Origin of the sequence: uncultured Lawsonella sp., from assembly GCF_947252745.1 — a bacterium.
In the GTDB taxonomy this organism is placed as follows: Bacteria; Actinomycetota; Actinomycetes; order Mycobacteriales; family Mycobacteriaceae; genus Lawsonella.
This window is the reverse complement of sequence record NZ_CAMXWW010000007.1, coordinates 75,505-87,611: the sequence shown is the minus strand read 5'-3', so window position 1 is coordinate 87,611 and position 12,107 is coordinate 75,505. Positions and strand designations below refer to the sequence as shown.

12 protein-coding genes are annotated in these 12,107 nt (G+C 58.3%); 5 read left to right on the top strand and 7 right to left on the bottom strand.

Annotated elements, in window-relative coordinates; genetic code table 11:
• Positions 1 to 62: 62 nt before the first annotated feature.
• Positions 63 to 647: a serine O-acetyltransferase EpsC gene (gene epsC, locus Q0X28_RS07245; RefSeq protein WP_296237605.1), complete on the bottom strand. Its 585-nt coding sequence runs from the start codon at positions 645 to 647 to the stop codon at positions 63 to 65.
• Positions 648 to 743: 96 nt separating this feature from the next.
• A complete protein-coding gene (gene cysK, locus Q0X28_RS07240) occupies positions 744 to 1,676 on the bottom strand; it encodes a cysteine synthase A (protein WP_296237608.1) in 933 nt (310 codons plus the stop codon).
• Between the two features lie 162 nt (positions 1,677 to 1,838).
• On the opposite strand from cysK, the gene glmU reads away from it, so the two are divergent.
• Positions 1,839 to 3,338, top strand: a complete 1,500-nt coding sequence (gene glmU / locus Q0X28_RS07235) for a bifunctional UDP-N-acetylglucosamine diphosphorylase/glucosamine-1-phosphate N-acetyltransferase GlmU (RefSeq protein ID WP_296237610.1) — start codon at positions 1,839 to 1,841, stop codon at positions 3,336 to 3,338.
• 104 nt (positions 3,339 to 3,442) lie between these two features.
• The gene (locus Q0X28_RS07230) at positions 3,443 to 4,420 is read left to right on the top strand and encodes a ribose-phosphate diphosphokinase (RefSeq protein ID WP_298577277.1); all 978 of its coding nucleotides are present in this window, start codon (positions 3,443 to 3,445) and stop codon (positions 4,418 to 4,420) included.
• A 119-nt stretch (positions 4,421 to 4,539) separates the two neighbouring features.
• Here the strand turns inward: Q0X28_RS07230 and Q0X28_RS07225 are convergent, their stop codons facing one another.
• Both Q0X28_RS07225 and Q0X28_RS07220 read right to left on the bottom strand, forming a co-directional pair.
• Entirely contained in the window at positions 4,540 to 4,737 is a 198-nt protein-coding gene (locus Q0X28_RS07225; RefSeq protein ID WP_296237614.1) for a hypothetical protein, read from the bottom strand.
• Entirely contained in the window at positions 4,737 to 4,931 is a 195-nt protein-coding gene (locus Q0X28_RS07220; RefSeq protein ID WP_296237616.1) for a hypothetical protein, read from the bottom strand. Before Q0X28_RS07220 ends, Q0X28_RS07225 begins: the two co-directional genes overlap by 1 nt.
• A 277-nt stretch (positions 4,932 to 5,208) precedes the next feature.
• Here Q0X28_RS07220 and Q0X28_RS07215 point away from each other — a divergent pair, with 277 nt between their 5' ends.
• The 3 genes from Q0X28_RS07215 to Q0X28_RS07205 all read left to right on the top strand — a co-directional run bounded on the left by Q0X28_RS07215 (position 5,209) and on the right by Q0X28_RS07205 (position 8,289).
• Entirely contained in the window at positions 5,209 to 5,835 is a 627-nt protein-coding gene (locus Q0X28_RS07215) for a 50S ribosomal protein L25/general stress protein Ctc (protein WP_296237619.1), read from the top strand.
• A 129-nt stretch (positions 5,836 to 5,964) separates the two neighbouring features.
• Positions 5,965 to 6,585 (top strand): aminoacyl-tRNA hydrolase, encoded by a 621-nt coding sequence (pth, locus tag Q0X28_RS07210; protein WP_298577274.1) that lies wholly within the window; start codon positions 5,965 to 5,967, stop codon positions 6,583 to 6,585.
• Between the two features lie 78 nt (positions 6,586 to 6,663).
• Positions 6,664 to 8,289 carry a peptide chain release factor 3 gene (locus Q0X28_RS07205; protein WP_298577272.1) on the top strand — a complete coding sequence of 542 codons (1,626 nt, stop codon included), beginning with the start codon at positions 6,664 to 6,666 and terminating at the stop codon, positions 8,287 to 8,289.
• A 74-nt stretch (positions 8,290 to 8,363) separates the two neighbouring features.
• Here Q0X28_RS07205 and Q0X28_RS07200 read toward each other — a convergent pair whose 3' ends face one another.
• From Q0X28_RS07200 to Q0X28_RS07190, 3 genes are read right to left on the bottom strand one after another with little or no spacing between them, the layout of a single operon-like run.
• Positions 8,364 to 9,941: a peptide MFS transporter gene (locus Q0X28_RS07200; RefSeq protein WP_296237624.1), complete on the bottom strand. Its 1,578-nt coding sequence runs from the start codon at positions 9,939 to 9,941 to the stop codon at positions 8,364 to 8,366.
• A gap of 20 nt (positions 9,942 to 9,961) precedes the next feature.
• Entirely contained in the window at positions 9,962 to 10,945 is a 984-nt protein-coding gene (locus Q0X28_RS07195; RefSeq protein WP_296237625.1) for a diaminopimelate dehydrogenase, read from the bottom strand.
• 9 nt (positions 10,946 to 10,954) lie between these two features.
• On the bottom strand, positions 10,955 to 12,073 hold the full coding sequence (locus tag Q0X28_RS07190; RefSeq protein ID WP_296237628.1) for an enoyl-CoA hydratase/isomerase family protein: 1,119 nt from the start codon (positions 12,071 to 12,073) through the stop codon (positions 10,955 to 10,957).
• Positions 12,074 to 12,107 lie beyond the last annotated feature (34 nt).

Sequence of the window (12,107 nt, the reverse complement as noted above, 5' to 3'; positions counted from 1 at the left end):
AGGTCAATCCGTGAAAATCCGCGATTCCGGACACACTTTTTGACCCTTAACCCACGCGGGCGTTAAATGTAGATCGCCGGATCAATGTATTCAGCGGGATCCACCAAGAGCTCCGTCTGGTCGGCACCACGCTGGCGCACCTCTGCGGGGATGCCAATCAGGATCGAATTTGGCGGAGCATCATGGACGACTACTGCATTAGCACCGATAGCACAGTCATCTCCGATAACGACCGGACCAAGTACTTTGGCGCCACAGCCCACCTGGACACGATTCCCCACAGTGGGGTGGCGCTTGCCGGTAACGAGGGAACGCCCGCCGAGAGTAACACCGTGGTAGAGCATGACATCGTCTCCTACCTCAGCTGTCTCACCAATGACAACGCCCATGCCATGGTCAATGAAGAAACGACGTCCAATAGTAGCGCCGGGATGAATCTCGATACCGGTGAGGGAACGGACGATCTGGGAGCCCAGCCGGGCAAAAGGCCGGAGAGGTTGAATCTGCCACATGGCGTGAAACACACGGTACGCCCAGATAGCATGAAGGCCGGAATACACCAGGGCGTTTTCAAGATCCCCGCGGGAGGCGGGGTCATGCGCACGCGCATTCTGCAGATCTTCGCGGATGAGCGCGAGAATATTCACGTGAAGCTCCCCTTATAAACATCAGAGAAGTTCCGCAAGAATGCGCGGAACTTCTCTGATCCTATCGTTTTCAGCGAGTGGAAAGAAAGGAAACGACTAGTCGCGAATATCGTCGAAGAGGATGGTAGAAACGTAGCGCTCGCCAAAGTCCGGAATGATGACGACGATGTTCTTGCCCTCATTCTCCGGCCGTTCTGCTACCTGCAGGGCAGCGTAGAGAGCGGCACCTGCCGAGATACCACCCAGGATGCCTTCCTCTCGCCCCGCCTTGCGGGCTGCCGCCACCGCGTCCTCGTCTGTAACGTCAATCACTTCACTGTAGACCTCACGGTCCAACACGTCGGGGACGAAGTTAGCGCCCAAACCCTGGATCTTGTGGGGGCCGGCGTGGCCTTCCGAGAGAAGCGGGGAGCCGGCCGGCTCAACCAGCACAATCTGCACATCCGGATTGGCCTTCTTGAGTTCCTGACCGACACCGGTGAGGGTACCGCCGGTACCAACCCCGGCCACAAAAATATCCACCTTGCCGTCGGTGTCGCGGAGGATTTCCTGCGCGGTGGTCTGGCGGTGGATCTCGGGGTTGGCAGGGTTGGCAAACTGGCTGGCCAGGATGGAGTTGGGGGTGGAGGACACAATCTCCTTAGCGCGATCAACCGCGCCTTGCATACCGTCGGCTCCCGGTGTGAGTTCAATCTCAGCACCGAAAGCCTTGAGCATCACCTGTCGCTCCTTCGACATGGTCTCCGGCATGGTGAGAATAACCTTGTAGCCGCGAGCCGCGCCGACCATCGCGAGCGCGATGCCGGTGTTTCCGGAAGTGCCTTCCACAATGGTGCCGCCAGCCTTCAGCTCGCCCGACTTCTCTGCAGCGTCAATAATGGCGCGTCCAATCCGGTCTTTCACAGAGTTGGCGGGGTTAAAGTACTCGAGCTTGGCGAGCACGGTGGCGCCAGCATTGGCGGTCAGCCGGTTGAGCCGCACGAGCGGAGTATTGCCGATGGTTTCGGTGACGTCGTTGTAAATAGCCATGAGGGGCTCCTCTTTCGTAGTGCTAGTTAACGCTCCAACGGGCAAACCGTTGGTTCTGATGTTTCCATACTGCCCGGTTGAATGCGAGCGTGACGAGTTTCGTTCACCATGATGAAAAAACGTAAGATGGAAGAGATCATCTTTCCGAGCGCAGAGGGATTTATGTCTAAAACTGCTGCATCGCCCATCGCCTTTATTATTCTGGCGGCCGGTCTGGGCACGCGAATGAAGTCCTCCACCCCCAAGATGCTCCATGAATTATGTGGCCGCTCCATGCTGTCGCATGCGGTCCACGCGGCCGCTGGCGTCTCTCCACACCATATTGTGGTGGTGACGGGTCACCAGCGGGAACGTGTGCAGCAGGCGGTGGCGGATATTGCCGAAGAACTCAACCGCCCCGTCCTCACTGCCGTGCAGGAAGAACAGAACGGCACCGGCCATGCTGTGATGTGCGGTTTGTCCGCCTTGCCGGAGGATTTCACCGGCACCATCCTGGTGACAACGTCCGATGTGCCAATGTTGGACTCCGCCACCTTGCATGACCTCTTAGATGTCCATGACCAGCACCCGCGCCCGGCTGTCACGGTCTTGACAGCCACCGTTCCCGACCCTACGGGCTATGGTCGCATCGTCCGCAACTCTAACGGTGAAGTCCTGTCTATCGTCGAGCAGGCGGACGCCAGCGAGGACGAGAAGGTCATCAACGAGGTGAACTCGGGCGTGTACGCATTTGATGCAACCCAACTGCGGCGTTCCCTAGAACTCCTCGATACCAATAATGAGCAGGGCGAACTCTATCTCACCGATGTTATTTCTATCGCCCGCCAAGCAGACCGTCCGGTACGTGCACACCGCCTTGATGACGCCTTCGTTGTCGCCGGCGTCAATAATCGTGTGCAGATGGCCGAAGTCGCTGCGGAGATGAACCGCCGCATTCTCACCCACTGGATGACGGAGGGCGTCACCATTGTCGATCCTCTCAACACGTGGATTGACGTCGATGTGGAACTTTCCCGGGATGTCACTATTTTGCCGGGCTGCCAGCTCCATGGCACCACGACAGTAGCTGAAGGCGCCACCATTGGCCCTGACTGCTCTCTCACCAATATCACGGTGGGGCGTGACGCTGAGGTGGTTCGCGCCCATGGATCCGACGCAGTGATCGGTGACGGCGCCACGGTGGGACCCTGGGCGTACCTGCGTCCTGGCACCAATCTGGGACCTGAATCGAAGATGGGTACTTTCACGGAAATGAAAAACGCCACCATTGGTCGCGGCACGAAAGTCCCGCACCTCAGCTATGTGGGCGATGCGACTGTGGGTGAGTACTCCAATATTGGGGCAGCTAGCGTCTTTGTGAACTACGACGGCGTGCACAAACACCACACCACTATCGGTTCCCATGTAAGGATGGGGTCCGACACTATGTACGTTGCCCCCGTGACAGTGGGTGACGGCGTCTACTCCGGAGCCGGCACGGTTATTCGCCGCGATGTACCACCCGGAGCTCTCACCTACAGCGATGCCCCTCAACGTATCGTCAAGGACTGGGTGCTCGACCACCGTGCTGGTACCGCGGCGGCAACTGCTGCCACCCAAGCTCAGGCAGAAACCGCAGCTACAGAGCCCGACAACGACTCTGCCGAGAACTCTGCAGAGTAGCTTCCGGGGAGAGGCTCCCGGTAGTGAAAATTTATCGAGAAGGCCCTCCATCCACTAACGTTGAAACTACCTACCGATACCGCAATTGAGGATAACGATTCCCTTTGTCCAGTAAATGCAGCCCTCAGGAAAAGAACCTCATTCTCATCTCCGGGCGTGCACACCCGGAGCTCGCCGAGGAAGTAGCACAAGAGCTTGGTGTCACCCTCACGAAGACCACCATGCGCAACTTTGCCAATGGGGAAATCTTCGTCCGCTACGAGGAGTCCGTACGTGGTACGGATGCGTTCGTCATCCAGAGCTTCCCGGCTCCGCTCAACGAGTGGCTGGTGGAACTGCTCATCATGATTGATGCTTTAAAGCGCGGTTCTGCTAACCACATCACCGCGATTCTGCCCTTCTATCCCTACGCTCGTCAGGATAAAAAGCACATGGGCCGTGAACCCGTGTCTGCCCGCCTGATTGCAGACCTGCTGAAGACCGCTGGCGCCGACCGCATCGTAGCAGTCGACCTGCATACCGATCAGATCCAAGGCTTCTTCGACGGCCCGGTCGACCACATGCACGCCATGGGGCAACTCGCCCAGTATGTGAAGGACAACTACGGTACCAAGAATATGGTGGTTGTATCCCCCGACGCTGGCCGTGTGAAGGTCGCCGAAAAGTGGGCCAATATTCTTGATGGCGCACCGCTAGCCTTCGTCCACAAGACGCGCGATCCACGCGTCGCCAACCAGGTCGTTGCCCACCGCGTCATCGGTGACGTGAAAGGCCGCACCTGCGTCCTCATTGACGATATGATCGACACCGGTGGCACCATTGCTGGTGCCGTCAAGGTCCTCAAGGAAGCGGGTGCAGGCGACGTTGTTATCGCCTGCACGCACGGCGTTTTCTCCGACCCGGCAGCAGGGCGCCTCGCCAACTGCGGCGCCAAGGAAGTCATCACTACGAATACGCTGCCCATCCCGGAGGAGCACCAGTTCGATAACCTCACAGTTCTGTCGATGGCGCCGCTACTAGCAGCGACCATCAGTGAGATTTTCAACAATGGTTCAGTGACTGCTCTTTTTGAAGGCGCCTAAGACTTTTTCCCGGACTATCCCACAGAAGCGGCTATCGACCCTCTCGGTAGCCGCTTCTTGTTCTACTCATGGCGGGTATGGAGCCCACTACGCCCGCAGTGGTGTCTAGGCGGCGAAGTCTATTTCGCTACTAGTAGAGCGATGTAGGCGCTGGTGAGCAATACCATGCCGAACACCACGACAGCGATAAACGCGCCTGCTGCGACATCCGCGAAACGGCCTTGGTTCAACGGATACTCACGCATGATAAGCACACCTGCAATGATGCCCAGCACAATGGCGATGAGCGGGATAACGATTCCCGGACCGACGGCCATCACAAACCTCCCTTAATATCCCCCGTGGCAAACAGCAGAATCGTGGTGAGCAATAACCATGCTGCTAAGGCAAGAATGCAGGCGATAGCAATATCACCGGGCTTCCGATGACCAGTCCACACCCACACCGTCCCCATCGCGATGCCCACGATGGCAAAGACCACCAGAAGGGTAATCATCCAACCCATCGTCATGTTCTTTTCCGCTTTCTCTTCACAGACGTTGCCAAAATCCTACCCGGTTCCTCTTCATCGCGGCAGCGGACGTTCATCCTTGCGAGTTGGGAGCAGCTACGCTTGTCCTGTACACTTATCTCGTTATCTCGGCGAGGGCTGAAAACAGCCGTTATCGACGCGATTGTCTCGGGTTCTCCGATCCCGCGGCCGTGTTGGGTGCCTCGCCGCGATGAAAATCTTTGTGTAGCACTTTCCGCTCACACCTGTGACATCACAGCTAGAGGAGAACATTACTATGGCACAGAAGACTCTCGCCGCCCCCACCCGTACCGAGTTCGGCAAGGGCGCCGCTCGTCGTACCCGCCGCGCCGGCAACATTCCCGCCGTTGTGTACGGCCACGGTGCTGACCCTATCCACGTAGCCATCGACAACCTGGGCTTCCTCGCCATCGTGCGTGAAGAGGGCGTCAACGCTGTTATCGCTCTCGACATCGATGGCAAGGAGACCACTGCGCTGGTAAAGTCCATCGCCCAAAACCCCCTCACCCGCGAAATCGAACACGTCGACTTCCTCACCGTCAAGAAGGGCGAAAAGGTTGAGGTCGAGGTTCCGCTGCTCGTGGAAGGCGAAGTTGCCCCCGGTGCCACCCTCCTGGTGGAACTTGACGTCCTCAAAGTCAACGCTGACGCCCTCAACATTCCGGAAGATCTCGTCATCTCCGTGGAGGGCCTGGAAGCCGGTAGCGCCATCACCGCTGCCGACGTGAAGCTGCCCGAAAACGTCGAACTCGTCGACGATCCCGAACTGCTCCTCGTCAACGTCACCTTCGAAGAAGAAGCTGACACCGAGTCCGCCACTGACGAAGAGGCCAGCACTGAGTCTGCTGAGACAGCTGACGACGAGGCCGCCGCAGAAGAGTAAACAACTCTTTCCCTTTACCTCTCCGGAAGCCCCACTGGTTCACGCCAGCTGGGGCTTCCGTTCTGTCCTCCCCCACAGTCTCATCACAAATAGCCCTACCTGCCGGAAACGTGAGAGAATAGAGGCATTATGAGTCCCAGTCCTCAGATTCCCGACATCAACACCGTCCCTGGCCCTATCCTGCTGGTAGGCCTCGGGAACCCCGGTCCACAGTATGAGCTCACCCGTCACAACGTGGGCTATATGGTGCTTGATGAGCTATGCACACGCACTAGTCCCTCAGTGTCCCTCTCCCCCAATAAGCGCACCAACGCCCTGGTGGGGCGTGGCACGCTCAATGGCACACCCGTCATCCTCATGAAATCTGGGACCTTCATGAATGATTCCGGACGAGCCGTGGCAGCAACCGCAAAGTTCTACAGCATCCCCGCCACCAACATCATCGTCCTCCACGATGATCTAGACCTCACCGACAACACTCTGCGCGTCAAGCGTGGAGGTGGCGAAGGCGGACACAACGGACTCAAATCCATGACCCAACATCTGGGCACAAAAGACTATGTGCGTGTCCGAATTGGCATCGGACGTCCCCCCGGACGCATGGACCCGGCTGCTTACGTTCTCAAGCAGCTTTCCGCTCGCGACTGCGAAGAAGTGGGAGTGACCATTCAAGAAGCTGCCGACGTCGTTGAGCTCCTCCTCCGAGATGGCATTGCCGCTACCCAAAACCGAGTACACGCCCGTCGCTAACCCGCCTTCGGCACCATCCTCAGCTGTCACTGCTACTCTGACACCGCCACTCTGACACCACATCTCAAGGACCTCCTCGTGAATGCTCTTTCCCCTACCGTCGAAGCGCGCCGTCGCCGTACCTTCGCCATCATCTCTCACCCAGACGCTGGTAAATCGACGCTCACGGAAGCACTCGCCCTGCACGCACACGTCATCAATGAGGCCGGCGCTGTTCACGGTAAAGCCGGCCGCAAAGCGACAGTGTCAGACTGGATGGAGATGGAACAGGCTCGTGGAATCTCGGTCTCCTCCACCGCTCTCCAATTCGAATATCTCCCCGCAGGGTCGCAGGGAGCTACCGGCGATGGTGAACCCTACGTCATCAACCTCGTTGACACCCCCGGCCACTCCGACTTCTCGGAAGACACCTACCGCGTCCTCACCGCCGTCGACGGAGCCCTCATGCTCATCGACGCTGCAAAAGGCTTGGAGCCGCAGACTCTCAAACTCTTCCGAGTATGCAAATCGCGCAACATTCCCATCATCACCGTCGTCAATAAGTGGGACCGCCCCGGGAAAAGCCCACTCGAGCTGCTGGATGAAATCGCTGCGGAAATCGACCTCACCCCCACCCCTATCTTCTGGCCAGTCGGTATCGCCGGCGATTTCCACGGTCTCGCCCGCCTCGATGCTGCCGGTTACCCCAATGAATACATCGAGTTCACGCGTACCGCCGGCGGCTCCACCATTGCCCCGGAAGAGTACTTCAGCCCGACTGACGCGGAAGCTCACCGGGGGGACGACTGGGCTACCGCCGTGGAAGAATCCACCTTGCTGGCCGAAATGGGACAAGTCCATGACGAAGAACTGTTTTTAGCTGGAGAAACCTCCCCCGTCATCTTCGCGTCTGCAAAACTCAATTTTGGTGTACATCAGATCCTCGACAGCATTGTCGGCCTTGCCCCACATCCGGCCGGCCGAGACGATATTTCCGGCACCTACCACGACCTTGAGGACGACTTCTCTGCCGTCATCTTTAAAGTCCAGGCGGGCATGGACTCGGCGCATCGTGACCGGCTCGCCTTCATGCGTGTCGTCAGTGGAGAATTCGAGCGCGGCATGGTGGTCACCCACGCACAAACCAACAAACCTTTCGCCACGAAATACGCGCTCACCGTCTTTGGTCGTGATCGTGAAACGGTAGAAACCGCCTACCCAGGTGATGTGGTGGGTCTCGTCAATGCCCTCGGGTTGGCGCCCGGTGACACTCTCTACAAGGGAAAGAAAGCACAGTACCCGCCTATCCCCGCCTTCTCCCCAGAACACTTCGCCACCTTGCGGGCCGCATCCCTTTCAAAATACAAACAGTTCCGCAAAGCGGTTGACGAGCTGGGTGCAGAGGGCGTCGTCCAGATCCTCACCAATGATCTCCGCGGCGAATCCAACCCAGTCATGGCAGCCGTCGGTGTACTGCAGTTTGAGGTCGTACAGGCCCGGATGCGTGCCGAATATAACGTGGAGACCGTGGTAGAGAACATCCCCTACACGGTGGCCCGGCGCACTGATGCCGCTTCCGCCCCAGAACTAGGCCGCCAGCGAGGAGTGGAGATCTTTACCCGCCAGGATGGCGAACTCATTGCCCTCATTAGCGACAAGTGGCGTCTCAACTATCTGCAGAAGGAACTACCTGACCTGACATTGGATACCCTCATCGCCGACTAATCCCTACCCAACACAAACCGCCGCATCCCACTGAGGGAAGCGGCGGTTGGCGTAGAAGCGTCATTCACACAGAGTTAGTGTATTCCCACCATCTTCTTGTCGATCCACCGACGCAACAGGAAAAACACCACGCTCAAGAGTATGGTGACGATTCCCAGGATGAGGAAGTAAGGGCCGGTAGAGCCCGGATCATCCACATCCGCCAGCTGCGCCAACGAGCCGGCCGCTGCCGAGCCAATAGCGACTGACAGTAGGAAGAGTGCCACCATCTGGGTGTGGAAAGCTTGTGGAGCTAGGCGTGTCGCCAAGGAGTTACCGATAGGTGAGAGGAAAAGTTCGCCTACCGTCGCCACCAGCAGCAAGACCACCACAGAAACGAGGGGTGCTTCCTCCATACGGGCGAAGGGGACGAACACGAGGAAGGAAAGACCGCAGAAAAACACACCTAGTGCGAACTTGGTGGAACTATGCGGCTGCCGCTCCCCCATGTGCTGCCACAGGGCAGCAAACACTGGCGCAAGCACAATGATGAAAATGGGGTTGATGGACTGCACCACACTCGGCGGCATTTCGTGGCCCATTACAGTGAGATCCAGCCGCCGATCTGCGAAGGCCGGCAGAATGGTGAACTGCTGTTGGTAGAGGGACCAAAAGAGAGCAGACGCCAAAAACAGAGGAATGAAGGCGATCACTCGGGAACGCTCCACCGGGGTGACCTTTTTACTGGTCAGCATGACGGCGAAGAGCCCCACTGCACAGATGGCGGTGAGGATTACCACCACGGTGGAAAGGTTATCCAGGTTCACCCAACCAATCGCGAAAACTCCCCACACCACCAGGACAATTGCAGCCGCACCGCCGAGAGACATCCACTTCCGCTGACGAGGCAGGGGGTTGGGAACCACACGCCCGGCTGTGCCAATAGTGCTTTTGGCGAGAATGAGATACTGCATGAGACCAATAAACATGCCGATGGCAGCCAGCGCGAACGCCCAGTGGAAGCCACCCGCGCGCTGTACGATGCCCGTCAAAATGGGGCCAATGAAGGCGCCGATGTTAATACCCATGTAGTAGACGGAGAAACCGGCATCTTGCCGAACATCATTCTCGTCGTAGAGATCACCCAGCACCGTCAACGAGGATGCCTTCAAGGTTCCCGCGCCGAAGGCAATAAACACTAGTCCGACGACGAGACCCGCCAGACCAGGGAGGACCGCCAGGGCGAGGTGCCCCAGCATGATGATGAACCCAGCGCCAATCAAGCTACGTGCGGGCCCGAACCACCGGTCCGAAATCCACGAGCCGATGATGGACGCCAGGTACACCATGCCACCATAGGCACCCACAATGGAGTAGGCGATCTCCTTGGAGTAACCCAGGCCGCCGGCAGTCACCGAATAGTAGATATAGAAGGTGAGGACCGCCTGCATGCCGTAGAAGCTGAACCGCTCCCACATCTCCACCCCGAAGAGATTGGCCAAACCTAGTGGGTGGCCAAAGAAGGTGCGGGGACGCCACCGACCGGCTGTACGGGACACAGCCACATTGTTAGGATCGACGCCGGTTGTGGCAAGGGAGCCTGCTGCCGTCACCGGTGTGGGAGCGGAGTGATGTGCAGACGGCGATGTGTGGGAGGGGGAATCAGCGGACATAGAAAAACTTAGGGGTTGGTTTAGAGGAAGTGGGCACGCAGTTCGTCAGCGTCAATCGGCACGTAAAGTGCCGGGGCGATATCGAGAACGGTGCGGCAGCCACGTTCACCGGCGGCAGCCAAACGGGCTGCAGCACGGGCGGTGGCGACCAGCATGGATCCGGTGAACTCGGGGTTAGAGTCGAGCGTCAGCGTGAATCCGTACACCTGAGTGGTGTTGGGGCTGGTTTCGCCGGCGCGAATCACCTGACCACCATGTGGCATAGCGGAGTGGTCACGGAGGAGTTCTTCTTCGCTAATAAAGGTGACGGTGGTGTCGTAGTCGGCGAAGTAGTTTTCCATGGTGACGATGGCTTCTTCAATCGCCGCCTTGTCGGCTCCTTCTTCTGCTACGACGTAGCATTCGCGGAGATGCTTGTCGCGGGTGGTGAGTTCGGGGCGTTCACCAGCCTGGATGCGGTCCACTACGTCCTGGACCGGCACAGTGTACTGCTTCGCGTCTTTCACTCCGGGAATGCGCCGGATGGCGTCGGAGTGTCCCTGAGAAACCCCGCGGCCCCAGAAGGTGTAGGTACTGCCTTCGGGAAGAACAGCTTCGGCGATAACGCGGTTGATAGAGAAGAGACCTGGATCCCAGCCGGAGGAGATGACGGCAATATGGTCGTTGTCCTTAGCGACGCTATCCATAGTTGCGTAGTGCTCGGGGATCCTGGCGTGGGTGTCAAAGGAGTCCACAGTGTTGAAGTATTGAGTAACGGCCGGGCCCTGGTCGATGAGGTCAGTGGCGGAACCGCCACAGTTCACGCAGACATCAACTTTGCCCTGATAGTCTGCCATATCGTCGATCGAGACAGCTTTCCCGGAGAGAGTGTCTAGGCTGGCGGGATCGCGACGAGTGAAGATGGCCACGAGTTCCATGTCCGGGGCGGCGAGGATGGACTTTTCCACGCCACGGCCGAGGTTGCCGTAGCCGTTGATGGCGACGCGGATGGTGTTGGCGGTCACTGTGTTCTCCTAGCGGGTGCGGAGGGTCCCCATGTCCACTTCGTCCAAAGTGGGGGGATCCCAGTTTTTATAGGGTTTCTTGTCAATAAGCTTGGCGCGCACACCATTCTGAAAATCGGGACGATGGCACAGATACTGTGCCCCCAGACGGTGTTCGTGCTGAACTGCAGTGCGGACATCAGGGCAGTTGTTGCCCCATTCGATGGCCAGGAAGGTGCCTTGCAGAGCGGTGGGGCTGCAGGCACGCAACGCGGAGAGAGCTTCTCTTGCCCACATTCCGTAGCGGCGAGTGTCCAGCCCTAGCTGCAGACGGGTCATCATCTCCGACACTGAGGGCGCCGAGAATACTTCATCAACCTGCAGAATAATCTCTGCCAGGCTGGATTCTTCAGCTGGGAGTTGGGTGTGTTCAGAGAGGTACGTGGTGATGGCGGTGCGGGCACAGCCGGGTTCATAGGAGAGGGTGAGGAGTCCTTCGGCGAGAGCGGGGAACTCGCTGGAGGGCAGGTAGTAGCCGGCCAGGCCACACCAGAGTGCGTCTGCGGCACTCAGCCAGCGTCCGGTGAGGGCGAGGTACATCCCGAGTGCTTTGTCGGCTTGGCCGCCATCGCCCCACAGATGTGGAAGCACCCAGCTCATGCCGGCATCCGTGCAAAACCCGAGGCCCGCTTCTGGCATGGACATGAGGGCTTTTTCACTGACGACCATATAGCGGCCATTGGCGCTAATACCCAGGCCTCCCCCAATACAGTACCCATTCACTAAGGTGATGTAGGGTTTGGGAAATTCGGAGATGAGCGCGCAGAGATCGTATTCGACGGCAAAGAATTCTTCTGCACGGGCAGTTTCTCCGTCTGCATAAAACTGGGCCATCTGACGAACATTGCCCCCGGAACAGAACGATTTTTCACTCAGTGAGGTGACGAGCACATAGTCGACGGTCTCATCGGTGGCAGCCAGGCGCAGATGGTAGCGCATGGCACGGGAGAGAGACTCGTCAAAAGCATTGAGAGTGGCGGTGTTGTTGAGCTGAAGGTGCAAGCAGCGACCCGTGAGCGTGGCGATCAGCCGGGGGTCAGGTTGATCAACTGACTGTTCCGTGGAATGTCCCTCCTGGGCTGCGGTCATCCTCGTCCTTTACACCGTTATCGATGCGCCGAGA

Excerpts from the sequence above, each read along its gene's own strand:
- cysK (WP_296237608.1), bottom strand. The coding sequence starts at position 1,676 with ATGGCTATTTACAACGACGTCACCGAAACCATCGGCAATACTCCGCTC.
- glmU (WP_296237610.1), top strand. The coding sequence starts at position 1,839 with ATGTCTAAAACTGCTGCATCGCCCATCGCCTTTATTATTCTGGCGGCC.
- Q0X28_RS07225 (WP_296237614.1), bottom strand. The coding sequence starts at position 4,737 with ATGGCCGTCGGTCCGGGAATCGTTATCCCGCTCATCGCCATTGTGCTG.
- Q0X28_RS07220 (WP_296237616.1), bottom strand. The coding sequence starts at position 4,931 with ATGACGATGGGTTGGATGATTACCCTTCTGGTGGTCTTTGCCATCGTG.
- Q0X28_RS07215 (WP_296237619.1), top strand. The coding sequence starts at position 5,209 with ATGGCACAGAAGACTCTCGCCGCCCCCACCCGTACCGAGTTCGGCAAG.
- pth (WP_298577274.1), top strand. The coding sequence starts at position 5,965 with ATGAGTCCCAGTCCTCAGATTCCCGACATCAACACCGTCCCTGGCCCT.
- Q0X28_RS07200 (WP_296237624.1), bottom strand. The coding sequence starts at position 9,941 with ATGTCCGCTGATTCCCCCTCCCACACATCGCCGTCTGCACATCACTCC.
- Q0X28_RS07190 (WP_296237628.1), bottom strand. The coding sequence starts at position 12,073 with ATGACCGCAGCCCAGGAGGGACATTCCACGGAACAGTCAGTTGATCAA.